The organism is Flavobacterium jumunjinense (assembly GCF_021650975.2).
Lineage (GTDB): Bacteria > Bacteroidota > Bacteroidia > Flavobacteriales > Flavobacteriaceae > Flavobacterium > Flavobacterium jumunjinense.
This window is the reverse complement of record NZ_CP091285.1, coordinates 1476353-1500718: the sequence shown is the minus strand read 5'-3', so window position 1 is coordinate 1500718 and position 24366 is coordinate 1476353. Positions and strand designations below refer to the sequence as shown.

26 protein-coding genes and 1 pseudogene are annotated in these 24366 nt (G+C 28.3%); 11 read left to right on the top strand and 16 right to left on the bottom strand.

The window, feature by feature from the left end; all coding sequences use genetic code 11:
- Nucleotides 1-8: 8 nt before the first annotated feature.
- The 14 genes from L2Z92_RS06810 to L2Z92_RS06745 all read right to left on the bottom strand — a co-directional run bounded on the left by L2Z92_RS06810 (nt 9) and on the right by L2Z92_RS06745 (nt 12575).
- Nucleotides 9-2210, bottom strand: coding sequence for a peptidase domain-containing ABC transporter (locus tag L2Z92_RS06810; protein ID WP_236458087.1), 2202 nt, complete (start codon nt 2208-2210; stop codon nt 9-11).
- On the bottom strand, nt 2197-5271 hold the full coding sequence (locus L2Z92_RS06805; protein WP_236458086.1) for a lantibiotic dehydratase: 3075 nt from the start codon (nt 5269-5271) through the stop codon (nt 2197-2199). Before L2Z92_RS06805 ends, L2Z92_RS06810 begins: the two co-directional genes overlap by 14 nt.
- A 2-nt stretch (nt 5272-5273) precedes the next feature.
- Nucleotides 5274-6218 (bottom strand): LLM class flavin-dependent oxidoreductase, encoded by a 945-nt coding sequence (locus tag L2Z92_RS06800; protein WP_236458085.1) that lies wholly within the window; start codon nt 6216-6218, stop codon nt 5274-5276.
- On the bottom strand, nt 6215-7345 hold the full coding sequence (locus tag L2Z92_RS06795; RefSeq protein ID WP_236458084.1) for a lanthionine synthetase LanC family protein: 1131 nt from the start codon (nt 7343-7345) through the stop codon (nt 6215-6217). The genes L2Z92_RS06800 and L2Z92_RS06795 overlap by 4 nt, the downstream gene beginning before the upstream one ends.
- A 52-nt stretch (nt 7346-7397) precedes the next feature.
- Nucleotides 7398-7550 (bottom strand): TIGR04149 family rSAM-modified RiPP, encoded by a 153-nt coding sequence (locus L2Z92_RS06790; RefSeq protein WP_236458083.1) that lies wholly within the window; start codon nt 7548-7550, stop codon nt 7398-7400.
- Nucleotides 7551-7611: 61 nt separating this feature from the next.
- The gene (locus L2Z92_RS06785) at nt 7612-7797 is read right to left on the bottom strand and encodes a class I lanthipeptide (RefSeq protein WP_236458082.1); all 186 of its coding nucleotides are present in this window, start codon (nt 7795-7797) and stop codon (nt 7612-7614) included.
- Nucleotides 7798-7872: 75 nt separating this feature from the next.
- Nucleotides 7873-8058 carry a class I lanthipeptide gene (locus tag L2Z92_RS06780; protein WP_236458081.1) on the bottom strand — a complete coding sequence of 62 codons (186 nt, stop codon included), beginning with the start codon at nt 8056-8058 and terminating at the stop codon, nt 7873-7875.
- 77 nt (nt 8059-8135) lie between these two features.
- Nucleotides 8136-8312, bottom strand: a complete 177-nt coding sequence (locus L2Z92_RS06775) for a class I lanthipeptide (RefSeq protein ID WP_236458080.1) — start codon at nt 8310-8312, stop codon at nt 8136-8138.
- Nucleotides 8313-8397: 85 nt separating this feature from the next.
- Complete coding sequence (locus tag L2Z92_RS06770; RefSeq protein ID WP_236458079.1) at nt 8398-8583, bottom strand: class I lanthipeptide; 186 nt, start codon at nt 8581-8583, stop codon at nt 8398-8400.
- A gap of 75 nt (nt 8584-8658) precedes the next feature.
- Entirely contained in the window at nt 8659-8838 is a 180-nt protein-coding gene (locus L2Z92_RS06765; protein WP_236458078.1) for a class I lanthipeptide, read from the bottom strand.
- A gap of 71 nt (nt 8839-8909) precedes the next feature.
- The gene (locus L2Z92_RS06760; protein ID WP_236458077.1) at nt 8910-9092 is read right to left on the bottom strand and encodes a class I lanthipeptide; all 183 of its coding nucleotides are present in this window, start codon (nt 9090-9092) and stop codon (nt 8910-8912) included.
- Between the two features lie 91 nt (nt 9093-9183).
- A complete protein-coding gene (locus tag L2Z92_RS06755; RefSeq protein ID WP_236458076.1) occupies nt 9184-9360 on the bottom strand; it encodes a class I lanthipeptide in 177 nt (58 codons plus the stop codon).
- Nucleotides 9361-9454: 94 nt separating this feature from the next.
- The gene (locus L2Z92_RS06750) at nt 9455-11833 is read right to left on the bottom strand and encodes a TonB-dependent receptor domain-containing protein (RefSeq protein WP_236458075.1); all 2379 of its coding nucleotides are present in this window, start codon (nt 11831-11833) and stop codon (nt 9455-9457) included.
- A gap of 55 nt (nt 11834-11888) precedes the next feature.
- Nucleotides 11889-12575: a hypothetical protein gene (locus tag L2Z92_RS06745; protein WP_236458074.1), complete on the bottom strand. Its 687-nt coding sequence runs from the start codon at nt 12573-12575 to the stop codon at nt 11889-11891.
- Between the two features lie 155 nt (nt 12576-12730).
- Here L2Z92_RS06745 and L2Z92_RS06740 point away from each other — a divergent pair.
- Nucleotides 12731-13490 (top strand): annotated as a pseudogene (locus L2Z92_RS06740) (response regulator transcription factor).
- On the opposite strand, the gene L2Z92_RS06735 reads toward L2Z92_RS06740, so the two are convergent.
- Nucleotides 13487-14239: a ThiF family adenylyltransferase gene (locus L2Z92_RS06735; protein ID WP_236458073.1), complete on the bottom strand. Its 753-nt coding sequence runs from the start codon at nt 14237-14239 to the stop codon at nt 13487-13489. The pseudogene L2Z92_RS06740 and the gene L2Z92_RS06735 overlap by 4 nt on opposite strands.
- A gap of 158 nt (nt 14240-14397) precedes the next feature.
- On the opposite strand from L2Z92_RS06735, the gene L2Z92_RS06730 reads away from it, so the two are divergent.
- The 3 genes from L2Z92_RS06730 (at nt 14398) to L2Z92_RS06720 (ending at nt 17500) form a co-directional block, all read left to right on the top strand.
- Nucleotides 14398-15093: an HAD family hydrolase gene (locus L2Z92_RS06730; RefSeq protein WP_236458072.1), complete on the top strand. Its 696-nt coding sequence runs from the start codon at nt 14398-14400 to the stop codon at nt 15091-15093.
- Nucleotides 15094-15184: 91 nt separating this feature from the next.
- Entirely contained in the window at nt 15185-16591 is a 1407-nt protein-coding gene (locus tag L2Z92_RS06725) for a hypothetical protein (RefSeq protein ID WP_236458071.1), read from the top strand.
- 9 nt (nt 16592-16600) lie between these two features.
- Nucleotides 16601-17500, top strand: a complete 900-nt coding sequence (locus tag L2Z92_RS06720; RefSeq protein ID WP_236458070.1) for a histone deacetylase family protein — start codon at nt 16601-16603, stop codon at nt 17498-17500.
- A 44-nt stretch (nt 17501-17544) separates the two neighbouring features.
- Here L2Z92_RS06720 and L2Z92_RS06715 read toward each other — a convergent pair whose 3' ends face one another.
- Nucleotides 17545-17868, bottom strand: a complete 324-nt coding sequence (locus L2Z92_RS06715) for a single-stranded DNA-binding protein (RefSeq protein ID WP_236458069.1) — start codon at nt 17866-17868, stop codon at nt 17545-17547.
- Nucleotides 17869-18087: 219 nt separating this feature from the next.
- On the opposite strand from L2Z92_RS06715, the gene L2Z92_RS06710 reads away from it, so the two are divergent.
- From L2Z92_RS06710 to L2Z92_RS06680, 7 genes are all read left to right on the top strand, one after another.
- Nucleotides 18088-19614, top strand: a complete 1527-nt coding sequence (locus tag L2Z92_RS06710; protein WP_236458068.1) for a carbon-nitrogen hydrolase family protein — start codon at nt 18088-18090, stop codon at nt 19612-19614.
- Nucleotides 19614-20093 carry a DUF6265 family protein gene (locus L2Z92_RS06705; RefSeq protein ID WP_236458067.1) on the top strand — a complete coding sequence of 160 codons (480 nt, stop codon included), beginning with the start codon at nt 19614-19616 and terminating at the stop codon, nt 20091-20093. The genes L2Z92_RS06710 and L2Z92_RS06705 overlap by 1 nt, the downstream gene beginning before the upstream one ends.
- A 55-nt stretch (nt 20094-20148) precedes the next feature.
- Nucleotides 20149-20691, top strand: a complete 543-nt coding sequence (locus L2Z92_RS06700; protein ID WP_236458066.1) for a YfiT family bacillithiol transferase — start codon at nt 20149-20151, stop codon at nt 20689-20691.
- Nucleotides 20688-21245 carry a GNAT family N-acetyltransferase gene (locus L2Z92_RS06695; protein WP_236458065.1) on the top strand — a complete coding sequence of 186 codons (558 nt, stop codon included), beginning with the start codon at nt 20688-20690 and terminating at the stop codon, nt 21243-21245. The genes L2Z92_RS06700 and L2Z92_RS06695 overlap by 4 nt, the downstream gene beginning before the upstream one ends.
- A gap of 71 nt (nt 21246-21316) precedes the next feature.
- Nucleotides 21317-21667: a hypothetical protein gene (locus L2Z92_RS06690; RefSeq protein WP_236458064.1), complete on the top strand. Its 351-nt coding sequence runs from the start codon at nt 21317-21319 to the stop codon at nt 21665-21667.
- A gap of 435 nt (nt 21668-22102) precedes the next feature.
- Complete coding sequence (locus tag L2Z92_RS06685; RefSeq protein WP_236458063.1) at nt 22103-23536, top strand: ExbD/TolR family protein; 1434 nt, start codon at nt 22103-22105, stop codon at nt 23534-23536.
- Nucleotides 23529-24365, top strand: coding sequence for an NAD(P)H-binding protein (locus L2Z92_RS06680; protein WP_236458062.1), 837 nt, complete (start codon nt 23529-23531; stop codon nt 24363-24365). The genes L2Z92_RS06685 and L2Z92_RS06680 overlap by 8 nt, the downstream gene beginning before the upstream one ends.
- The last annotated feature ends 1 nt before the right edge of the window (nt 24366 follow it).

Below are 24366 nucleotides of genomic sequence, written 5' to 3'. Positions count from 1 at the left end.
CTATATTTTTAACTTCCCAATTCTAATTGGTTTTTAACTAAACTAAAATAATCTCCTTTTCTATCAACTAATTGAGCATGACTTCCAACTTCACTAATCTTTCCTTTTTTCAGAACAACAATTTGGTCTGCATGCTTTACTGTACTTAACCTGTGTGCTATAATAACTACTGTTTTCCCCTTAAAGAACCCAAATAAATTATCATGAATTATTTTTTCATTCTCAGCGTCTAATGCTGAAGTTGCTTCATCAAAAAACACATAATGAGGATTTTTATAAACTGCTCTTGCTATTAATATTCTTTGTTTTTGTCCTCCTGAAAGACCACTACCAGCTGCTCCAATTTTAGTATCATACTTTAGTGGTAATGATTCTATATATTCTTCAATATTTGCCACTTTAACAGCGTTTTTTAATCGATCATAATCTATTTCTTCATCTGACGTAGCTATATTTCTTTTAATTGTGTCTGAAAAAATGAAACCATCTTGCATCACGACTCCACAGTTTTTTCTTAAATCTTTAGGAGAAATATTTAAAATATTTTGTCCATTAAAACTAATATGACCGCCAATTGAATTATAAAATCTTAAAAGCATTTTCATTAATGTTGTCTTTCCACTTCCACTTGCTCCTACAATTGCTGTAATTTTTCCATCTGGAATATACATGTCAATATTTTCCAAAACGAATGGAGAACGAGGTCCTTCATACTGAAACGAAACATTACTTAATTTAATGCCGGAATTTAAATTTGACTTAGATAATTCTAGTTTTGAGTATGATTCTTTTTCTTCAGGTAATTCGCTTTGTACTTCATTTAATCTTGCCAAACTCAATTTAGCATCTTGTAATGCTTTTAAAAATGAGACTAATTGATCTACTGGAGAATTCATCATCCCTATAATGTAAGAAACACTCAATAAAACTCCTAAACTCATGTCCCCTTGAACTACTAAAACTGCCGTATAAAAAGAGACACAAATGTTTTTTACGTGATTTATAAAATTAAATCCAGACGTTTGAATTTGATCTAATTTTAATATTTTCAGGTTTATCTTAAATAATCTATCTTGAACTTCTTTCCATTGATTACACTTATGATCTTCAAAATTATTTAGCTTCATTTCTGAAACTCCATTTAAAATTTCATAAATGGTTTCTTGATTGTTACTGTTTTCTACAAACCTATGATAATCTAAAATTTTCCTTTTCTTTAAAAAATAATTAGACCATAAAATAGACAATACTGTTAAAGAAATATAGATTAATAATACATTTGAATTATAATAAGCCAATACAATAAAAAACACTGAAAATGTAATGGTTGAAAAAAATGTTGCTATTGATTGAGACGTAAGAAAATATTCAATTCTATCATTATCTTGAATTCTTTGTTGAAAGTCTCCTATTAGCTTCGAATCAAAAAAACGTAAAGGCAACTCTAATATCTTAGTCAGAAACTCTGAAATAATTTTTATACTAATCTTGGTTCCTACAATCAGCAATGACCAATTTCTAAATATTTCTATAATAATAGCTCCTAGATATAAACTCAACTGAGAAAATAAAATAAGTTGAATATAATCTACATCTTTGTTAGATATTCCTTTATCAATTAAGTACTGCGTTAAAAATGGAAATATCATGTTGATTAAACTTCCCAATAACATCAATAAAAATACAATCCCTAATTTTTTCTTATGTTCTTTAAAATATTTTACAAAAAACTTCAAAGATATTTTTTCAGGCTGCTTAAATTCAGTATTGAAAAATTTCTCTTTAGGTTTAAGAAAAAAAGCAATTCCTGTTTCGTTTTCTCCTAACCATGATTTTTGAAACTTCTCATCATTTAACTCTATAAAACCATGCCCTGGATCTGCAATTTGCCACCTTTTTTTTCTGCTAAATATATTTTTTTTATCAAATCCTCTTAACACTACAAAGTGATTGTTGTTCCAATGTAGAATACAAGGATAATTATGGTATTCAATCTTTTTAAGTTCTTCTAGGTTTAGACTAGCCGAGAAAGTATCGAAACCCATTTCTTTTGCTGCTTCATCAATTCCTAATAAAGAAACTCCTTCTTTTGTTATATGACATTTTTCTCTTAAAGAATTTAAAGAAATATCTTTACCATAAGCATTAGCAATCATACCTAAACATGAAGGTCCACAATCCATTTTATCATATTGTCTAATAAGCTTCATTTTCTACCAGTTTTTGATTATACTTTCTCATTCCTTTCTCCTTACTGTACTGTTTTTCCAATAAACCATACATTATTAATTCATGAAATCTTGGATTTGCTTGTATGAATCTATTAACATTCATGTGGATATAACTCCATAGTAAATTTGTTGTATCCTCTTTAACCTCATCACTTAACGTTATCTTTTTTAAACGCTCTAACCTTTCTTCATAAATAGCATTTAATGCTGTAGGAGGTGATTTGATTAATTGTGTTAACTCGTCATTATACTTTCTGAACTTGTTACTAATATCTTTTTTAACTGATTTTACTTCTCCATGTTCTATCCAAAAACTAGTAAACATTTTCTCAATTATTTTATGTCTTTCGTCTAAGCTTATGTTGAAAGCATTAAAAATATCATCTATCGATTTTAGCACATATAACCAAACCCTAGTTTCGTTATTCGATTTCAAAAAATCTAGTAATTTGATTGTAAAATCTGAATCAATAAAAAAGATGTTTTCAGAATTATCAATATTACTCCAGTGATATCTTTCTAATTCTCGATTATATGTTGATAAGTCTAGTTTCCATATTTTTCTTTCTTGAACTAACTGAGATAATTCTTGATTTACTATTTTAGAAACCTCATCGTATTTTTTCTCATCTGTTAAATGAAATCGCACTCTTAAATGAAATTCTGGATCTGTAAATCTTATGAAAAACCATTTGTCTATAATTTTCTTTTCTAACAACGAATTGGTTATTCTTGATAAATTTTCTATAAGTATCGTATCTGATGTTACTCTTCCTGTGTATATTTTAAAATATACCCATTCATCACCATAAATAAAAGATCTCTTTACTCCGTTTTCTTCTTTTTTATTATAGGTTACTATTCTATCTAAAATAGTATCCTTTTGTGATTTTATAATACTAATATGTTCATTTGCATATAGATTCTCTTGATCCATATTGTAAACACATTCTGTGATTCTTACAATGTTGCTTTTGTTTATTTCATTAAATAAAATACCTAAAGTACTTGGGTTATCTATATCAATAATCATTTTGTCTTCTCCTCCATCACTTAAATAAACAAATTGTGGAACATTTATTTTGTTTAAATAGTTTCTTAAATCATTTATATTTTTAAACTTCTCTTTTCTTAATAACCATGTTGCATTTCGTAGCACAATATCTTGTCCGATTACTATTCTTGGACAGTAATCAAGATCACCAACATTAAACCCACCAAAATTGATTGAATAATCAATTAATCGATCTTGCATTTGTAAATCACATAAGAAATGATAAACAGGTAAAGAATTGAAATGGAAATTCTGAGCAGAACTTAAAAAAGGAATTACTTCTTTGTTTTCTTTTCCTGATCTTAAAAAAACTCTATTGTTTTTAATACTAACGTATAAATCGTTAATATCTATTGTTTTTATACCTTTTGATGCTTTTGAAATTAGACTAATTTCTGCTTCTCTATCTACTTTTCTAATTAGAATGTTTCCTGCTCTATTTGTTGGAAGATGAACTATTTCTGCAGTAATTTTATCTTTATGCATTTCCTTTTCAAAATCTGCAACCTTATTTGCTACACTTTGTACATTTTTATCATTATTACTAAATCTTCCAATTAGATTTGTTGCTGTTGTTCCTCCTGCATATTTTAAATAAACTTTATCATTTGCATAAGTATATGACAAAGAGAATGCTCCGTTTTTAACCCTACTAGATTCTTTATAAACATCTAGGTTTAATTTTTCTAAATCCAATTCTTCACTGTTTGAAGCATTCATTAGTTGGTTCATCCAGAAACTATATATTTTAGGTTCTGTCTTTTTCTCACTAGTGTTTTTTGCTGCTGGTGAAATTGTTATATCGTCTATTAGGTCTGAAAAAAGAACATCTTCTTTTAAATGAGCCAAATAACCAATACCTAATTCATTATCTAGTGCTTCCAATAGTAAAACTTCTTGATCTTCATATCGGTTATAGAAATTTTGTTTAAATAAATCTAAGTTCGATTGAGGTATAATATCACTATGTGAAATTTTAGACAAGCTTCCTAAAAGCTTATTCAATTTTGAATTAATGTTTTCTTGCTCTATGTCTTTCTTCTTATCTCTTCTTAAATTTGAGTTAATAACATATTTGCTTTGAAATGGTATTTCTATACTAGAAAGCTCTGCGAATATTTTTTGATATTCTTCTTTTGAGTTAAAAACTGCTTTGTCTATGTTTTTAATTTTCTCGTCTACTTTAATTAAAGATTGAAAAATAGGTTTCAATTTTTCATCTGTATCTAATATATCTCTATTTTCTGTGTAGAAGTTTGTAATTTGACCTATTAAATGTTCTTCATTCAAACCAATTTCTAAAGAAGTAACATACACTTTAGAATTAATTAATTCATTAATATAACCTTCAACATCGTCCTCTGTTACTCCTTCAACTAACTCCAGAATTGTATCTTTTAATTTATTAAAAGTCATACCATCTTCTGCAGTAGTCATTAAAAAATCCATTAATTCATCACTATCAATTGATGATAATGTATATCCAAGATTTTCATTAGTATATTTAGGTTCTATATATCTGTATTTATCTCCAACTTTGTATATAGAATTATTTTTTCTGTAAGTAACTACTTTTCTAACCGTTTCATTTTCGTTTAAATAATGAAGTACTTTTAATAAATACTCCATGTCAACATTTGAAAATCTCTTAAATTCACCTTCTTCCGTAGTGTCATTGTCTTCAGATAAAACTGAATAGGAAGTAAAAAGTCCGAACGGAACCGTATTTGAAATTGCTCTTAAATAATATTTCAGAATAGACTCGTTAATTTTTCCTCTCTCTTTTTCTCCATTAACTATTTTCTCCCATTCTTCATGCAAAACTGGAGATGCTAAATAAATGGCTTCAGAAAATTTCTTGTCAAGAAATAAAGAATCTACAAACTGATTTAATTCGTTAATCTCTTTAGGTATTTTTTTATAATCGCTTAGCGGAAATAATGGTTCGCGAACAATTTTATCTGATAGTATATTAATATTTTTCATGTTTAGACCGCTTTACAAATTTTATAACTAGTTAACTCTTTCATTAGATTAAGATTTTCAATCTTTTTATCTATGTTATTTTCAGTATCATAAATAATAAACTCATCTATATTATATTTTCTTTGAAGATTATCTAATGTTTCTATAAAATTGTCTTCTGATACTGGCAAAATTTTAATTCCCTCTCTTATATTTGTTATTGCTAATTCTCTTTCTTTTAAACTCTTTTCCGATTCGGTGAAAGAAACTGCAATAGCAACAGATACTTCTGGTATTCTATTATGTAATGAATAGAATTCTTCTTTATATTTTGATAAACCTTCTAAATCTGCATCATAGTCAAAAACATCTAGGCCGTGCATTAATGATCTACAAATATTTAATTGATTTTTAACTGCTAAATCTTTCCATCTGTAGCTATTTGATAAATACCATAAAGAAGGAGAAAGTCCTTTATAAGGTGGTATTACTATCTTTTTTTCTTCAAAATTTGCTTCCTCATTTTGTAATAAATCGCAAATTCCTTCTAGATTACTTATGTATTTTTTGTTTTCAAAAGACTGGTCGTCTAAATTGAAAAAATTATGTAAATGAGAGTTTTCAGGGCGTCCTTTTGACAATCCAAAATCGATTCGATTATCATATATATTATTTAACAACTTATAATTTTGAACAAGTGTATAAGGAGAATAATATCCAATTAAAGAACCAGCAGATCCAACTCTTATATTGTTAGTCATTCCTGCTATAAGTGTTATTAATATTTCAGGATTATTATATGGGTGCAATGGATTAGCTCTATGGTGTTCTGAAATCCAAAATCTAGAATATCCTAATTCATCTGCAGTTGCTGCATAGGTAAAAATATCTTCAAGAGCATTTAATGAATTTAATTTATCGCTCAAGCCTAATTCTAAAAGTCCTATTTTTATATCTTCATTTTTCATATTAGTAATAATTTTGACCAGTTAATATTTTTTTTTTCTTCAAATTCTAGTATTGATAATGTTGTGGCTGGAAGGTTATTTAGAAAATTTAATGAATGTTCTTCTATGTTATCTTCTTCCAAAAGTTCTAATGTTTTTTCATACCAGTATTGTGAAGATTTTTGAAATTTTTCAATTCCTGTTTTCTCATATAAAAAATTATATGTTTTTAAAACCCCTGAACTACCAAAATAAAAACGATGGTCCCAAACCCTAGTATGCTCTTCTTCTTTTTTATCGATACTTTCTAAAGCAATCTGATTTGCTATTTCTAATAGTTCTTTGTTTATGAATTTTTCTTTAAGGGAAAAAATGAGCGTTGAAAAGTTAATGTCACTGTTTGACCATGCTAAAACTGCTCTAAAGTTTAATCCTCCTTCAAAAGTATCTCCCTTATGGATACTTCTCGGTAGGTAGTATTTTTTATCTTTTATGTAAAAGTTATTCTCCTTAATGATTTGAGAAAGCTTTTTTAATAATTCTCTAACTATAAATTCAGCTCTCTCATCTTCTATATCATTAAGTACTTTGATTATAGCACATAGTCCATGAGCATATCCAATATGTACTCCTTCTATGTAGCTATATTCGTTGTAAAAAAAGAAGTCTTCATCTTCTTTAAATTTATTCATCAATTCTTCTAAAATAATGTTAACGTATGCTTCGTCTTTAACAGAATTTAGATAAAAAAGTATACCAAATGGACCACGTACATAATCATAATTTTTTTCAGCAATCAATTTTAAAGCATCTTCATAAACCATATTGTTTATTTCTTTAACTTGATCTTTATATTCCGCATCTAATATATTTTCATCAATTAATAGCTGTAATACATATCCTAAACCACTTAAGCCGTTTTCAATTGAAGCATCTAATAACAAACTAGATGTTTGATCTTCGATGTTCTTAAAAACCATTCCTAAATTAGATTCTATTTTATCTAAATATTTTTCTTCTTTGAAATGTTTGTATAACGATAAGTAGAAATATACTAACCCTAATCTGCCATTTAAAAGACTATCAGAATTTAACTCTTGAGTATTTAGGTCGTCTATTTTTTGTATTAATTGATTTGCTGTTTTCATTTTAAACTATTTTTAATGTAAGTCACTAAAAGGATTTACTTTTGTTCTGATATTACTCTATTCCTAAATTGGAATTTTTATGACAAGACATGCAACGACAAGAAAGAGAATCTCCACCACCTTTTAAAGTCACCATTTCTGAATTTTGAAGTTTTATTACCGCTTTCTTATTCAATTTTAATTTTGTTTTTAAGCTGATTTTCATATTTCTAAAGTTTTAGTTTAAAAACAACAGGAAAGAATAATTCCTGTTGTTTTTAAGAAGATTATTTTAAAACAGCACCATTACAGGTTCCATTATTACATGATGTGTTACATGTAAGTTGAAGACAAGAAATACTATCATTGATACGATTAACTCCTCCTTTTAATTTTGACATTTGAGCGTCTTGAAGCTTAGTAATAGCTATTTTATTAAGACTTAATCCGTTGTTTAATTGAATTTTTTTCATTTTGTTTACGTTTTTTAAATTAATATTTAAGGAATGGTTAATACTTTGGTTGGTTAACCATTCCTTTTTTCTTTATTATGCAATCTTTGTTTTGTTACATGATCCTTCATTACATGAATTAGCACAGGAAGCGTTTCCACATGTTAAACCTTGGTCTACACGATTAATTCCTCCTTTAAAATTTGATAATTGAGACTCTTGTAATTTTGTAACTGTCTCTTTGTTTAGATTTAATCCTTTGTTTAATTGAATTTTTTTCATTTTGTTTACGTTTTTAAATTAATATTCAAGGAATGGTTGATACTTTGGTTGGTTTAACCATTCCTTTTTTGTTTATTTTACTTCTCTAATTGAGCTGCGTTACATGAATTTCTATTACACGATGCTGCACATGAAGCGTTTGCACATGTAACTCCAGCTGCTCCTCCTTTAAAGTTTGACAATTGAGACTCTTGTAATTTTGTAATTGCCTCTTTGTTTAAGCTTAGTCCTTTGTTTAATTGAATTTTTTTCATTTTGTTTATGTATTTAAATTAATATTTAAGGAATGGCTGATACTTTGGTTGGTTTAACCATTCCTTTTTTTGTTTATTTTTATTATTACTGTAATTGAGCAGCGTTACAAGAGTTTTTATTACATGATGCTGCGCATGAAGCGTTTCCACATGTTAAACCTTGGTCTACACGATTAATTCCTCCTTTAAAGTTTGACAATTGAGACTCTTGTAATTTTGTAATTGCCTCTTTGTTTAAGCTTAATCCTTTGTTTAATTGAATTTTTTTCATTTTATTTACGTTTTTAAATTAATATTTAGAAATGGTTGATACTTTGGTTGGTTTAACCATTTCTTTTTTTGTTTATTACTTTTGAATTACTTTTGTTTTGTTACAAGACCCTTCATTACATGAATTTACACAAGATGCATTTGCACATGTAAATCCTGCTGCTCCTCCTTTAAAGTTTGATAATTGAGACTCTTGTAATTTTGTAACCGTCTCCTTGTTTAAACTTAATCCTTTGTTTAATTGAATTTTTTTCATTTTGTTTACGTTTTTAAATTAATATTTAGAAATGGTTGATATTTTGGTTGGCTTAACCATTTCTTTTTTTGTTATTGTAGTTGAGCAACTTTTGTCTTATTACAAGATCCTTCATTACATGAATTTGCACAAGATGCATTTCCACATGTAACACCAGCTACTCCTCCTTTAAAGTTTGATAATTGAGACTCTTGTAATTTTGTAACTGTCTCTTTGTTTAAATTTAATCCTTTGTTTAATTGAATTTTTTTCATTTTGTTTATGTATTTAAATTAATATTTAGAAATGGTTGATACTTTGGTTGGTTTAACCATTCCTTTTTTGTTTTTCACTACTAGATTGTTATTATCCAATACAAGAGCTCTCATTACATGAAGTATCTGTACATGACATATTTGCACATGTAGCTACAGCATTTACGCGATTAACTCCTCCTTTTAAATTCGGCAATTGAGATTCTTGTAACTTTGTAACTGTCTCTTTGTTTAGATTTAATCCTTTGTTTAATTGAACTTTTTTCAATTTTTATATGACTTTAATGATTATTACTTCAATTTTAGTTTAAAGACATTAACTGCTCTTCGGTCTAATTCCTGGCCAGGAATATTTTATCTACTTATTTAGTTGCTCTATTTTGTACGTCATAATTACCCGATCTATTCGATTTAGATCCTATTTTAGTATTTCCAAATGTGTATCTTATATTGAAACTTACCGATCTGGTATCGTAATAATTTTTATAGGTTGTTCTTACATTATTGTAGTAATTCGTCACTAATGTTCTACTTGTCTTTAGAATATCGTTTGCAAATAAAGAGAGGTTTAAATTACCTTCTAAAAGCTTCAATCGTAATGATAGATCTAATGCCCCATACCCTTCCATTTTGTATAAATTTTGTTTCGCTGGGAAAACATAATAATAGTTTGCTCCTAGTGAAAGATTCTTTTTGGTATCTAAAGTGATGTAATTTTGTGTTTGTACAAATGCATTAAAACCACTTTGACTACTTATTGTTTGAGGTATAGATGACGTCATTTTAGAATAGCCCACTTCAGCCGTATTATAGGATGTTAACCAATCCATTTTATCAAAAATATAGGTGTCTGATATTGCATAACTGTAGGTATCTATATAGTTATAATAGGTATAATTTATAATTTTAGTATTGGGGTCTATTTCACTAATTTGATCATAACCATCTTTTAGCAATTGAGTATAAACCTTTAGTTCATTCTTTTTAGTATTAAACAGTAACTCAAAATTTGTAATGTAAGATGGTTTTAGAAAAGGATTTCCTTGTGCTGTTTTAAAAGGGTTTAAAACTATTTTAAAAGGGTCTAAACTTTCAAATACGGGTCTGTTTAAACGTTTACTATAATTGAAAGAGAGCGACTTATTATCCTTTAAATTATAAGTAAGATACAGTGTTGGAAATAGCTTTGTATAATCGTTTTTATTGAATTGATTATTCGATTTAGAATACGATTCTGTCATTGTTGTTTCTGTTCTCAATCCTACTTTTGCTGAAAGCTTTTCTGTAATTTGCTTACTTCCAGAAACATAAGCTGCAAATATATTTTCTTTATAATCGAATACATTTGATTGATTTTCATCCAATACTGGTGTGCCACTAAAAGTATTATAAAACTTAAAATTATTATTCGTATTAGATAGAGAAGCTTTTCCTCCAAACTGCAACTCAATTTTTTCAAAAGGTAGAGAAACATCAATTTTACTTGAAAAATTTTCAAAATCATAATCAATATTGGTATCATTAGAGAAAAGAGGCGCTGTAAGGTTATTTTCTGTCTTTTCTCCACTGTTTGCTCCATTCTTTTGAGATAATACTTTATAATAGTCGACATCGAATGATATGTTTTTTCCTAGACTATCTAACTTAATTAGGTTATAAAAATTTAATGTATGTATTTTGGAATCACTCACAGATAAACCATCTGAATCCATCTTATATTTTAGATTGTCCGATAAATCATAAATCTTATCTAGATTATATGTTCGATTATCTGTGTCTGAATTTGATCCAGAATAACTCGCTCCAATTTCCCAATTCTTAGTTATGTTTTGTGTGACTGATAATCTATAGTTTAAATAATCATTATCGTATTTACTATCTCCATTACCATCCCAAGTTTCATCTTCATAAAAGTTATTGTTTTTAAAAACATTATTCTTTATGAATTTACCGTTAGAAACACTTGCCGTTAAATAGGTGTTCTTTTTCTTATAGTTAAAGGACATATTTCTATCATATGAAAATTCGGTACGTTGTATACTAGAGAGACCTGCATTTACACTCCAAAAATCATTTTTTTGCTGCTTCAGAATTATATTTATTACACCTCCATTACCTTCCGCTTCAAACTCAGATGGAGGAACAGTTATTACTTCTATACTTTTAATATCGTTACTATTAATAGTTGCCAAATAATTTCTTAAATCATCTCCTTGAAACGGCATCATTTTACCATTAACCATAACCCTTACAAAGTTTTTTCCTAACATTGTGAGCTTATCATCTCTCATTACTATGTTTGGAGTAACTCTTAGTACATCAACAGCCGATCCTAATTCCTGAACAATTGTATTCTCAATATTAAATATTAATCGGTCGTTCTTTCTTATTAGGTTTTGCTTTTTACCCTTAACGACAACTTCTTTTAAACTATTAACATCTTCTTCTAAAGTAATTTTACCTAAATTGTTTTCTGTCAAGTCTAACCTCTTTGTTTTAAAGCCCAGAAAACTAATTTCTAAATAATGAGACTCTTTTGCGTTTATTTCAATTTTAAAATTACCATCCTCGTCTGTAATATCTCCTTTCTCAATTGATTTATCATTTGCTTTATAAATCACAACATTTGCAAAAGCTATTGGCTCATTTTTAATGTCAACTACTTTACCAGAATATATAGTTTGTGATAAAACTATTGAACTTGAAAAAAGGACTATTAAACTGAAAATTATATTTTTCATCTTTTCTTATTTTTTAACTACACTTCAAAACTAATCAACAATTCTCCCTTCTTTACTACACCAAAGAGTAGTTGTAACTAAGAGTACTAAAAACTACACTTTCAGGTAGTTCCGTTTTTTCAGGTGACTGATTTAGTACTTCATTAGATACTAATCCTTTATTAGCATTATAAAACTCAATCAAACCGTCATAAGACATACTAACAGGAATTGTTTCCGAGCCTAAATAGTCTATTGACTCTCCTATTACATTTGCTTTAATTCCTAATAGTCTTAATACACGTAATAACTTACTATCGCATTCTGCAAAAGCGATATTCCCTTTATACTGACAAATTGGAGAAATAGCACAAACCATTAATTTTTTAAATAGATTGACATCACTCACCTCTTTATTAATTGCAAATCGACCAATATGCCAAATGTCATTTAATTGAATATCTCCAATTACTGATAAAGGATTAATATCAAAAATCTTCTGTAAAGGAAGTGTGCTTACATAGTCCCATTTTAAAACACGAATAGAACCTAAGATATTTCCTGAAGAATCTCTAGTAACAAAAATTTCAGAATTATTAATGTAATTCATCTCTTCTAAGTAAATTTCCATTACATCATTTTCATAACCTGTAGGAAGTATATTATTTGTATGATGTTTAAAATTTTCTCTAACTACAAATTCAGATAAGTTTTTTATCTCGTTTGTTCTTAATCTTTCTAAGTGGTTTTCTATAAGTATCATAATGCCTTGATTTACTTTCAAAGCTATTCAACCTACTCAAGGTATCCATTACCCAAAATAGTAGTAATGAACATGTTACATAAAAACTACCCTTAAGTGTAGTAAACTAGATTTTATTCTAAAAAAAACTTATATTTGGGTACAAATAAATAAACATGGAAGATATAGACGGTTTTTTTTCATTTAAAAATACAGTTAATAACATTTCTGATGACGAACAGAAACAAACAGAAAACTATTTAGAACCTATAAAAGCGTTATCAAGAACTACTTATAATAGTATTTATGTTATTGATTATCAAAAAAAAGGATTTGATTACGTTTCTGACAATCCACTATTTCTTTGTGGACATACTGGAGATGAAGTTACAGAAATGGGATATTTATTTTATTTTAAATATGTAATTAAAAAAGATCTTGATTTACTTTTAAAAGTAAATGAAGTCGGTTTTGAATTTTATGAGAAAATACCAATAGAAGATCGTAAATTTCACACCATTTCTTATGATTTCCATTTAAAAAATCAAGAAGGAAAAAACGATCTTAATTAATCAAAAGTTAACTCCTTTATTCCTAACAAACGATGGTAAAATCTGGAAAGCAATTTGCATTGTTTCGTTATCTAACGAACATGATTCTGGAAATATAAGAATCTTTAAAAAAGGAGATAATAAAATTTTTAGATATGACCTTGAAGGTGATTTTTGGAAGTCGGAAGGGAAAATAGAATTATCAGAAAGAGAAAAAGAAGTATTAAGCTTTTCAATTAGAGGATTTACTATTAATGAAATTGCTGAAGCTATTTTTGTTTCACCAGATACTGTTAAGTTTCACAGAAAAAAACTGTTTGATAAATTAGGAGTAAATAATATTTCTGAAGCCGTAGCTTATGCTACAAACAATAAACTCATTTAATTGTTTATTGTTTGTAGATAAAACTCTGGAAAAATTTTAAATTCTTTTTCTGTAGCAATATTAAAAAGTAAATGGGTACACATTGCAGCAACTATCCAAGAAGCAATAGAAAGTTGTGGTGGCGGTAAAACTTCTTTTTCGTTTTTATACTCCTCAATAATATCTTCTAACCATTTTTGTGGATTTCCCCAAAATCTGGAATAACTCGAAGCATATTCTACCATATTAACCTCATTAAACTTTTCATTGGGTTTTGCTAAAGAACTTAATGATAAACTATCTGGTGTAATTACGGTTACTAAACCTCCCCATCCTAAATTGTAAGGATGTAAAACGGGTATGTTTTGTTCTTGACAAATTTTGTCGAACACTAATGGAACATCAGACGAGAAATCTAATGCATTAATAGCGATTTTATGACCTGTAATGTATTCTTCAACATTAGCTGTCGTTAGAAAACAATTATGGCAGGTAATCTTCGCATTCTTGTTTATCTGTTTTAATCTCTTGAAAAGTGCCTCTGTTTTATCTACTGCTATATCTTCTTCCGTATAGTTCTGTCTATTCAAGTTGGTTAATTCAACCTGATCACCATCTATAATAGTTATATTCTCAAAACCAAAACGTAGCGCACATTCTGCAATTACACTACCAATTCCGCTACCTCCAAGCAATATAGGGTAATCCTTAATTAAAGCTTGTTCCTCTTCTGTAAGGTATATTCTGTTTCTACTATATCGTGTTTCCATTTCATTAATTTTAATACAAAAATAGCGCTAATGCAAACATAGTGCTTTACCCTAAAGTGTAGTTTTATTTAAATGAATTTTTTATTAGTTTTATTCTTTCTTTATCATTTCAAAAATAGTAATTTTGATTGTTCACCATTCTAAAAAACAATAAAACAATGAATTTCTCTCCAAAAACTATAGCTTTCGATGCAGATGATACGCTTTGGCACAACGAACCTTATTTTGATGAAGCGCAAGAGCGTTTTTGCGAATTATTTCAAGATTATGCTTCTAGTCAAGAAATTTTAGGTTCAATATTAAATCACCAAGTTAAAAACTTGCCATTATATGGTTTTGGAATTAAAGCTTTTACATTGTCAATGATTGAAACTGCTTTACAATTAACCAAACATCAAATATCAGGAAAAGGAATCGAAAAGATAATTGCTATAGGTAATGATTTATTACTAAAGCCTGTAGAGTTATTACCCAATGTTGAAGAAGTCTTAAAAGCCCTGCAAGGAAATTACAAACTAATTGTTGCAACTAAAGGAGATTTAAAAGACCAACATAGAAAATTACACGACTCCGGTTTAGGTCATTATTTTCACCATATTGAAGTTTTAAGCGACAAGAAAGAAATAGATTATGAGAAAATGCTAGGTCGTTTGGATATTCGAGCGAAAGATTTTTTAATGATTGGAAATTCTCTAAAATCGGATGTTTTACCTATTTTAAATATTGGTGGTTATGGAATTCATATTCCGTACCATACTACTTGGGAATATGAAAAAATTGATTTTAAAGTTGAACACGAAAAGTTTTTAGCGCTTTCAAATATTAGCGATGTAAAAACAGTTTTAAATTCATAAATTTCCTTACGAAATAAGTTTTACAAAATATTTAACTTTATAATAAGCTCTTTTTCCTTTATATTTGATTCATAACTGATTCTAATTGAACATGAAAAAGAGCTTCTTTTTATTTTTTTTTATTATAACATTTTCACTTTTTAGCCAAATCCGATTGACGGATGTAAATTTTGAATTTAAAAAAAATAACGATTACCATCAATTAACAACTAATGTTAATCCCATTACTTCCGAAATTTTTACTTTTGCATCTGACAAAGAATCTATTTTTGGTGCAAGATTTAATAGTTCCGTTTTCTTCTCTGACAGTTTAACTATTAAAAAACCAAACGAATACAACTTTTTATTAGGTTCCAGTTTCTTAGAAAACAATAATCCTATATTGTATTGGGCAACAAAAAATTATGAAGAAATTATAGGAATAGAATTTGATTTTGAGAATAGAGTAACGAAAACAATTGAGTTAAATGTAAACTTAAAAGAAGCTTTTATATTTAATGAATTTTCAGAAAAAGGAACCTATTATTTTCTAATTGAAGATAAAGAATCAAAAGCAATACAATTAATCTCTTTAAAAGGGAAAACAATTCAAAAAAACACTTTAGATTTTTCGAAATATAACTTTAAAGATGACAAACAAAACAAGACAACTATTTCTGATTTACTCAAGGAATATGGATTAACCAAAATTGAAAAAAAAGGATTTAATTCTTTTGAAGCAGGAACAAGTAAATTGAAATACTATTTACACAACGACACACTCATTTTTACTCTAGATCATGTTACTACTAAAACCCAAGTATTAGAATTAAACTTATCTACTTTTGAAGTTAATGAATCTGTTTTTTTGCAAAACACTACCGAAAAAAACATAAAACAATCAAACTCATTACTAGTTAATAATTATTTGTTCCAATTAAAATCTAATAAAGATATATTCCAAATACAAATCCTAGATTACACGAATAAGAATCTTATTAACAGCTATACAATTGACAAAATTAACCCAAGTCCTTTTAAAAATAGCACATTTTATAGTCAGACTTCGAACAGTTCTCCTCGGAAATTAAAGAATACTAAAAAATTCATCAATAAAACTTCCAATACAAAAATTGGAGCTTTAATTTATAATTACAACGGAAATTACATTGCTACTTTTGGAGGCTCTAAAGACATTAGAAGAAATAGCGATTTACTACTTGGAGTTGGTTTAGCGATGACTTCTGTTGCAGCTGGTTATAATGGATTTGATTATGATACTTTTAGTGGTGATTTAGTCATTCAAAATACCACTTTTGAAGTTGTACTAAATTCTAGTTTTGAAGAAACTGAAAATAATGAACCTCTATTCATTGATAAAATAAATCAATTTACCTCTAATAATAAAAATATCAGATACGAACATTATTTCCCTTTTGACAACTATTACATTTTATGCCATTATGATAAAAAAAACAAGGCGATAGTATTAACAAAGTTTCAAGACGGAATTCAATAGTAAACCTATATGTTCCCAATTGCATATCACCCAATATATAAACATCCTCTACCCGAAGGACATCGTTTTCCCATGTTAAAATATGAATTGTTACCACAACAATTACTACATGAAGGAATTGCAGAAGCCTCTGATTTTTTTGAACCAGAAATCTGTAAAATTGAACCAATACTAAATATTCACACAGAAGAATATGTAAACCATTTACTAAACTTAAGTCTCAACCCTAGATCTGCACGAAAAATTGGCTTTCCACTTTCCGCAGCATTAGTGGAACGTGAATTAAGAATTGCAGAAGGAACAATTGTCGGTGCTCAAAAAGCATTAACGACTAAAGTTTCATTTAATATTGCTGGTGGAACTCATCATGCTTATTCTACTCATGGCGAAGCCTTTTGTTTATTAAACGATCAAGCTATTGCTGCACAATTTCTTCTTGATAAAAAATTCGCTACAAAAATTTTAATAATTGATTTAGACGTACATCAAGGAAATGGAACAGCCGAAATTTTTCAAGGAAATTCAAGTGTTTTTACTTTTTCAACACATGGAAAAACGAATTACCCTTTCAAAAAGGAAAAATCCGACTTAGATATTGCATTTGAAAATAACACAACTGATGATGCGTTTTTAACGATAATACAAAGCATAATTCCAAAACTAATTAATGAACAAAAACCAGATTTCATCTTCTATTTAGCTGGTGTTGATATTTTAGAAAGCGATAAACTTGGCAAACTATCTTGTTCTATTGATGGATGCAAAAAAAGAGATGAAATTGTATTCAATCTTTGTTCTCAATTTCAAATTCCTGTACAAGTTTCTATGGGTGGTGGTTATTCACCAGATATTAAAACTATTATTGATGCTCATGCAAATACATATAAAGCAGCAAAATCTATATTTTAAAAATAGCCACCGATATGTAGAAAACGATGGCTATTTTTTGAAAATTATTTCCCTAAAAGCAAAACTTCATGCGCTATTATTTCGGTAACATAACGCTTAACACCTTCTTTGTCATCATAACTTCTGTTTGATAATCTTCCTTCGATACCTATTTCTTTACCTTTAGTAACATATTTTTCAATAATATCGGCTGTTTTCCCCCAAGCAGTAACACGGTGCCATTCTGTTTTTTCAACTTTATCACCATTGTCACGATAATATACTTCATTAGTAGCTATAGATAAATTAGCTATTTTTTTTCCAGCATCTAATGTTTTAATTTCTGGTTCTTGACCAACGTGTCCGATTAATTGCACTTTGTTTTTCATGGCGTGTAAAATTTAATATTTATATAATTTGTTCTTTGTCAAATAAAAGATTTGCTTGTTGATAATACAATTTCACTTGTTTCATTTCGACAGTGCAAAGATTATTCGGCTTTCAAAAATTATTCGGTAGTTATCTATTTACTTTCGGTTGTAAATAATTGTAAGCGTTTGTAAACGGATAGTATTTTTTCTATCTTTGATACAAACCAAATAATTTATATGTCAAGTACAATTAAGAAAGTAGCATTAAGAAATTTACAGATTGAAGATTACAAAGAATTAAAGAAATCAATGATTGAGTCATATCCAGAAATGGCAGGTTCATATTGGAAAGAAGACGATATTAAAAAGCTATTAAAAGTTTTTCCAGAAGGACAACTGGTTATTGTAGCAGACGGTGTTGTTGTTGGTTCTGCTTTATCTATTTTAGTAACTGAAAATTTTGCCTTCAAAACAAAAACATATAAAGATATTACAGGAAACTATACATTTTCGACTCATAATGAATTTGGAGATGTTTTATATGGCATAGATGTTTTTATCAATCCTAATTACAGAGGTCTACGTTTAGGAAGAAGACTTTACGACGCTAGAAAAGAATTATGTGAACAATTAAACCTTCGTTCCATTATTTTTGCAGGAAGAATACCTAGTTATGGAAAATACGCAAACGAAATTACCCCAAAAGTTTACATAGAAAAAGTAAAGAAAAAAGAAGTATACGATCCTGTTTTATCCTTTCAGTTAAGCAATGATTTCCATGAAGTTCGTGTACTAAAAAATTATTTAGCAGGAGATTCAGAATCATTAGAATATGCTGTATTATTAGAATGGAATAACATTTATTATGAAGACAACAAAAAACTAATCAATGTAGATAAAAGTGTTGTTCGTTTAGGTTTAATACAGTGGCAAATGCGCTCCTTGAACAACTTAGACGCTTTATTCGAACAAGCCGAATTCTTTATTGATGCTGTCTCTGGTTATGGAAGCGATTTTGCTTTATTTCCCGAATTATTCACAGCTCCATTAATGGCAGATTATAATCATCTTTCAGAAGCTGAAGCTATAAAGGAATTAGCAAAACATACTGATGCTATTCGTGAAAAATTTCAAAAATATGCTATATCCTATAATATTAATATCATTAGTGGCAGTATGCCTTATTTAGAAGGCGGACACGTATTTAATGTTGGTTTTCTATGTAGAAGAGATGGGACTTATGAAATGTATCGTAAAATTCACATCACTCCAAATGAAGTTTTCCATTGGGGAATGACCGGTGGAGACATAATTCAAACTTTCGATACTGACTGTGGAAAAATTGGAATTGTAATTTGTTATGATGTTGAATTTCCAGAATTATCGCGTTTAATGGCAAATGAAGGTATGAATATTTTATTTGTTCCTTTCCTTACAGACACACAGAATGGTTACACACGTGTGAAACATTGTGCACAAGCTAGAGCGATCGAAAATGAGTGTTATGTTGCCATTGCAGGTTGTGTGGGTAATTTACCAAAAGTAAATAATATGGATATTCAATATGCACAAGCTGCTGTGTTTACCCCTTCTGATTTTGCTTTCCCAAGTAATGGAATCAAAGCAGAGGCAACACCAAACACTGAAATGACATTAATTGTAGATGTTGATATTAACTTATTAAAGGAGCTACATGAACATGGTAGTGTAAATACCATGAAAGACAGAAGGCACGATTTGTACCAACTTAAAAAGCTAAAATAATGAAGAAGCTTCTTTTCCTTTTCTTATTAATATGCTTCTCTAATTTTGCACAAAACACCTTGCATTATAATGATGAAAAAGGTTCAGAAAAAGCCACGCTCGAAGACATTAAATGGCTTGCTGGCAATTGGAAAGGAGAAGCGTTTGGAGGACAATTTGAAGAAAACTGGAGTGCACCCTCTGGTGGCTCAATGCTGTTTAGTTTCAAACTCGTTTCAGATGGTAAAATTGCATTCTATGAATTAGGTCACATTGTAGAGAAAGACAATACTTTGTTGTATCAAATTAAACATTTCGATGGTAACTTAAAAGGTTGGGAAGAAAAAGACAAATCCGAAGATTTTAGATTCATCAAAAAAGAAAAAAACAGAATGTATTTTGACAACTTCACGTTTGAAAAAATATCCAACAATGAAGTGAATGTCTATGCCTATTTTGAAGATTCTAAAAAAGAAGTTGTGTTTAATTTTAAGAAGTGAAAGATAAAACCCAACAGATTTTTGAATTCTATTAAGACTAAGAAAAACAAATCAGATGAATCTACAAAAACTAAAATTTCCAATTGGAGAATTTGAAACACCAAACACCATTTCTACAAAAGAATTAGAAAATTGGATAGCAACAATTACTAATTTCCCAAAAGAAGTAGAGACAATAACTAGTAACTTAACTATTCAACAATTAAATTGGTTGTATCGTCCAAAGGGTTGGAACATCAAACAAGTAGTACATCATTGTTCCGATAGTCATATCAATGCATTTATGCGATTTAAATTGGCTCTCACAGAAGAGAATCCAACTATAAAACCTTATGCAGAAGATGTCTGGGCAAATTTAGTTGATGGTTCAAACGATGATATTTCTCATTCTATGATGATTTTAAAAGCCATTCATTACAAGTGGTCTTTAATCCTAAATGCAATGACAAATGAAGATTGGGAAAGAACCTATTTTCATCCAGAATCTAAAAAATCGTTCCAATTAAAAGAAGTTGCGAGTTTATATGCATGGCATTGTAATCATCATTTGGCACATATTAAACAAGCTTTAGCCTATAAAAATCAGTTTGAAGAATGAATGAAATTCAATTAGTAACTGAAAGAACGAAATTAAGATTGATTCAGCACACGGATTTAGATTTCATTCATGAATTACATTCGTTAACTGAAACCGACGAATACAATACCTTAGGAATTCCAAAAGATATTGAAGAAACAAAATCCATCATTACACCTTGGATTGAAGAAAATAAAAAAACTGAAATAGTCAATTATACTTTTATAATTAAACAACAAAGTGACAATAAGAGTATCGGTTTGTTTGGAATAAAAATCGGAAATAAGAAATACAATAGAGCAGAAATATGGTACAAGATTCACTCCGATTTTTGGAATAAAGGGTATGCCACTGAAGTAGTAAACAGTATCATTATTTTCTGCTTTGATGAATTAAAATTACACCGAATTCAAGCAGGTTGTGCTGTGGGAAATTTGGGTTCGATTAAAGTTTTAGAAAAAGTTGGAATGACAAGAGAAGGACGTTGCCGACAAATATTACCATTAAAATCGGGTTGGTCGGATAATTTTGAATATGCCATTCTCGAAAGTGATTCAAGAAAGAATAAATTTTAAAACTTTAACAAAGGTAAATAAGACAAACAAATGGAATGATTAGATTGCTTCGTTCCTCACAATGAATTATCATGAGTAAAAACTGCTTAGAATGTAACGAAAAAATTATAGGAAGAGAAGATAAAAAATTCTGTTCCGATGGTTGTAGAAATTCTTACAATAATAGACGAAATAAAGATCAAACTAATTTAATGCGCAACATTAATAATAAATTGCGTAAAAACTATCGTATTTTATGTGCTTTGAATCCAGAGGATAAAACAAAAACCACAAAAACAAAATTAGTGAGTAAAGGTTTCGACTTTGAGTTTTTTACTTCGATTTATAAAACAAAAACAGGAAACACCTATTATTTCATATACGACCAAGGTTATATGGCAATTGAAAATGATGGGTTTGTTTTGGTTAAGAAAGATAGTTAAGTTGTAGAAAAAAGATAAAGAATGAAAAAGTAACATATATGCTTTTGGATTATTATTAATTGTTTTTCTTTTTGTTCTAGACTTTTATAACAAAAGAGAAAAACAAGAAGAAATTGAAAAATATGATGGCAAAAGTATAGCTTACACTAAAAAAATATTTCGCGGTGAGAATTCACATTCTATAAAGTTTTATTTTTACTATAAAAACAAACTTTATTATGGTAAACAAACTTTAGAGGATGAATAAGAACATAGATCAGACATTATAAATGATTATTTTCTTGTCACATTTGATAAAAACAACCTTGAAAAGAATTATATCCATTTAGACAAACAAATTGAACCCGACTCACTTACTCTTGTAAAAACTGGTTTCAAATACAAAAAATATTACGAATACGATATTTCAAACAATACTTATATTGAGCATTATAAATGGCAGTAAATACTTTAGCTAAACGAATTCATTTTAAACAAAATATTCCTATTTCAAAATTCAGACTATGGTGTGGTTTTTCAATAGGTTTGTTACTTAGTTTTTCAATTTACCAATTTTTTGTTTTAGGTAGAGATTTACTTCGTTTACTTACTTTTAGTGATCATTTCAATTATTTAGATTTTTCTGAAAACGAATTACTTTTTTATAATTTATTCTATGCTTTTTTAGCTTTAATTATTGGACAAAGTTTTTTTCTAAAAATTATTTTCGACACCAGTAAAAAATTTGGAGAAAAACGAATTCAATTCAAGCGGAAAAAAATAGTGCACAACCAAAATATATGGATTTGGTTTTTCTTGTTATGGATTTTTAGATTCGCAACCATGTATAGTTTTTTAAATATGGTTGGTTTTGGACAAAAAGTAAATTATGCTCCTGTTTTTTATGAGTATTTTAGTTTTTATGAAGAATATCTTTATTTGTTTGTATTGATTGTACTTGTATTATTTCTTCAATCGTGGCAAGGGTTAGGTTTAACCATTCGCAATTATTTCAAATACTTAATGGGCTCTTTTCTATTAATTTCCGTTTTAGCTTTTGGTTTTAGCCAAATTAACTTAGTTGATTTTGAATCTTATTTTAAAGAAAAACATTCTCAAAATCCTTATATAAAAGGAAATATCCACTTACCAAAAGTCCGTTTTACTGAATCACTTTCATTAAAACATAAAGAGAAAGAAATTTTTATAACTAAAGATTTAAAAATTATTTACAACAATAAAGTACTCGATTCTGTTTCCCTAATCAAAAATCTAAAAGATGAGTATTATTATGATAATTCAAGTACTTTCAACCCTTTTGTTCAGTTAAATGTAGATGAAAATATTTCTATGAAAAATCTTAATAAAATACTAAGAATAATAAATCGAAATTCAAATTATCAGGTCGCTTTTGCTGCATATCCAAAAGAAATAAAATTAAAAGAGGCTATTTACCAAGAACATTCTGTTGGTCTATTTGAAAATAATTCTTTTAAGCTTAACTATGAAAATCTTATTACTTTACATTTAACAAATGAAAATGAAATTCTTTTAAACAACAATCCTATTTCTTGTAATGAAATTGCAAATACTATTGCTAAAAAAATAGCTGAAAATGAAAATTATTTAATTTCAATAGAACTCCCAGAAAAACCATTGTTTTTCCACTATATGCAACTTCTTTCCTATTCAAGAGAAGGATATCTTAAAGCTTGTCAAATTATTGGTAGAGAAAAAGGAGTTGATGATTTTACAATAGCATATTTTCCAAATCAAATTTTATATTTTTATATGGTTGAAGCTAAACAATTAGAGTTAATATCAAAAATAGATTTCAATAATTTACCATTACCTATATTAGAATTCGAAGATGAAGAAATATATGAATAAACAAATTTCCATACTAGGTTGTGGTTGGTTAGGATTGCCTTTAGCCAAAGCATTAATTGAAAACGGTTTTTCGGTTAAAGGTTCAACTACTTCAGAAAATAAACTTTCATTATTAGAAACCAATAAAATTCAACCGTATTTAGTTTCTCTATTCGAAAACAAGATAGAAGGAAATATAACTGATTTTTTAAACGATTCTGAAATTTTAATTATCGATATTCCACCTGGGTTGAGGAGGGATACTTCTATTTCATTCGTAAATAAAATAAAATTATTAATTACTGAAATTGAAAAGTCTGGTGTAAAAAAAATAATTTTCATTAGTTCCACTTCTGTTTATAGTGATACCTTTCCGATTAAAGAAATTACAGAAGAAACACCAACAAATCCAGATACTGAAAGTGGCAGACAATTGGTTAAAGTTGAAAAATTATTAGTAAAAAACACTCATTTTGACTCAACTATAATCCGATTTGGCGGATTGATTGGTGAAGATCGACATCCTATTAAATACCTTGCAGGAAAAGAAAATGTTGAAAATCCAGATGCTCCTATTAATTTTGTTCATCAAGAAGATTGTATTGGAATTATTGAAGGTGTTATTGAGAAAAAACTCGAACTAAATCCATCCGACAAAATGCAAAATAATCAAGTCTTTAATGTTGTTGCTCCTGAACATCCAAAAAGGATAGAATATTATCACAAAAAAGCTAAAAAAATGAATTTAGCTTTACCTACATTTGCAAAAAATTCTACAAGTAAGGGTAAAATCATTTCAAGCAAAAAAATTGAATCTTTATTATCTTATACTTTCAAAAAAGAGATTTAAA

Excerpts from the sequence above, each read along its gene's own strand:
- L2Z92_RS06800 (WP_236458085.1), bottom strand. The coding sequence starts at position 6,218 with ATGAAAAATGAAGATATAAAAATAGGACTTTTAGAATTAGGCTTGAGC.
- L2Z92_RS06785 (WP_236458082.1), bottom strand. The coding sequence starts at position 7,797 with ATGAAAAAAATTCAATTAAACAACGGATTAAGTCTTAATAAAATAGCT.
- L2Z92_RS06775 (WP_236458080.1), bottom strand. The coding sequence starts at position 8,312 with ATGAAAAAAATTCAATTAAACAAAGGACTAAGCTTAAACAAAGAGGCA.
- L2Z92_RS06720 (WP_236458070.1), top strand. The coding sequence starts at position 16,601 with ATGTTCCCAATTGCATATCACCCAATATATAAACATCCTCTACCCGAA.
- L2Z92_RS06685 (WP_236458063.1), top strand. The coding sequence starts at position 22,103 with ATGGCAGTAAATACTTTAGCTAAACGAATTCATTTTAAACAAAATATT.
- L2Z92_RS06690 (WP_236458064.1), top strand. The coding sequence starts at position 21,317 with ATGAGTAAAAACTGCTTAGAATGTAACGAAAAAATTATAGGAAGAGAA.
- L2Z92_RS06795 (WP_236458084.1), bottom strand. The coding sequence starts at position 7,345 with ATGAAAACAGCAAATCAATTAATACAAAAAATAGACGACCTAAATACT.
- L2Z92_RS06805 (WP_236458086.1), bottom strand. The coding sequence starts at position 5,271 with ATGAAAAATATTAATATACTATCAGATAAAATTGTTCGCGAACCATTA.
- L2Z92_RS06695 (WP_236458065.1), top strand. The coding sequence starts at position 20,688 with ATGAATGAAATTCAATTAGTAACTGAAAGAACGAAATTAAGATTGATT.
- L2Z92_RS06770 (WP_236458079.1), bottom strand. The coding sequence starts at position 8,583 with ATGAAAAAAATTCAATTAAACAAAGGATTAAGCTTAAACAAAGAGGCA.
- L2Z92_RS06730 (WP_236458072.1), top strand. The coding sequence starts at position 14,398 with ATGAATTTCTCTCCAAAAACTATAGCTTTCGATGCAGATGATACGCTT.
- L2Z92_RS06725 (WP_236458071.1), top strand. The coding sequence starts at position 15,185 with ATGAAAAAGAGCTTCTTTTTATTTTTTTTTATTATAACATTTTCACTT.
- L2Z92_RS06700 (WP_236458066.1), top strand. The coding sequence starts at position 20,149 with ATGAATCTACAAAAACTAAAATTTCCAATTGGAGAATTTGAAACACCA.
- L2Z92_RS06710 (WP_236458068.1), top strand. The coding sequence starts at position 18,088 with ATGTCAAGTACAATTAAGAAAGTAGCATTAAGAAATTTACAGATTGAA.
- L2Z92_RS06705 (WP_236458067.1), top strand. The coding sequence starts at position 19,614 with ATGAAGAAGCTTCTTTTCCTTTTCTTATTAATATGCTTCTCTAATTTT.
- L2Z92_RS06760 (WP_236458077.1), bottom strand. The coding sequence starts at position 9,092 with ATGAAAAAAATTCAATTAAACAAAGGATTAAATTTAAACAAAGAGACA.
- L2Z92_RS06765 (WP_236458078.1), bottom strand. The coding sequence starts at position 8,838 with ATGAAAAAAATTCAATTAAACAAAGGATTAAGTTTAAACAAGGAGACG.
- L2Z92_RS06680 (WP_236458062.1), top strand. The coding sequence starts at position 23,529 with ATGAATAAACAAATTTCCATACTAGGTTGTGGTTGGTTAGGATTGCCT.
- L2Z92_RS06810 (WP_236458087.1), bottom strand. The coding sequence starts at position 2,210 with ATGAAGCTTATTAGACAATATGATAAAATGGATTGTGGACCTTCATGT.
- L2Z92_RS06790 (WP_236458083.1), bottom strand. The coding sequence starts at position 7,550 with ATGAAAATCAGCTTAAAAACAAAATTAAAATTGAATAAGAAAGCGGTA.
- L2Z92_RS06745 (WP_236458074.1), bottom strand. The coding sequence starts at position 12,575 with ATGATACTTATAGAAAACCACTTAGAAAGATTAAGAACAAACGAGATA.
- L2Z92_RS06735 (WP_236458073.1), bottom strand. The coding sequence starts at position 14,239 with ATGGAAACACGATATAGTAGAAACAGAATATACCTTACAGAAGAGGAA.
- L2Z92_RS06750 (WP_236458075.1), bottom strand. The coding sequence starts at position 11,833 with ATGAAAAATATAATTTTCAGTTTAATAGTCCTTTTTTCAAGTTCAATA.
- L2Z92_RS06715 (WP_236458069.1), bottom strand. The coding sequence starts at position 17,868 with ATGAAAAACAAAGTGCAATTAATCGGACACGTTGGTCAAGAACCAGAA.
- L2Z92_RS06780 (WP_236458081.1), bottom strand. The coding sequence starts at position 8,058 with ATGAAAAAAATTCAATTAAACAAAGGATTAAATCTAAACAAAGAGACA.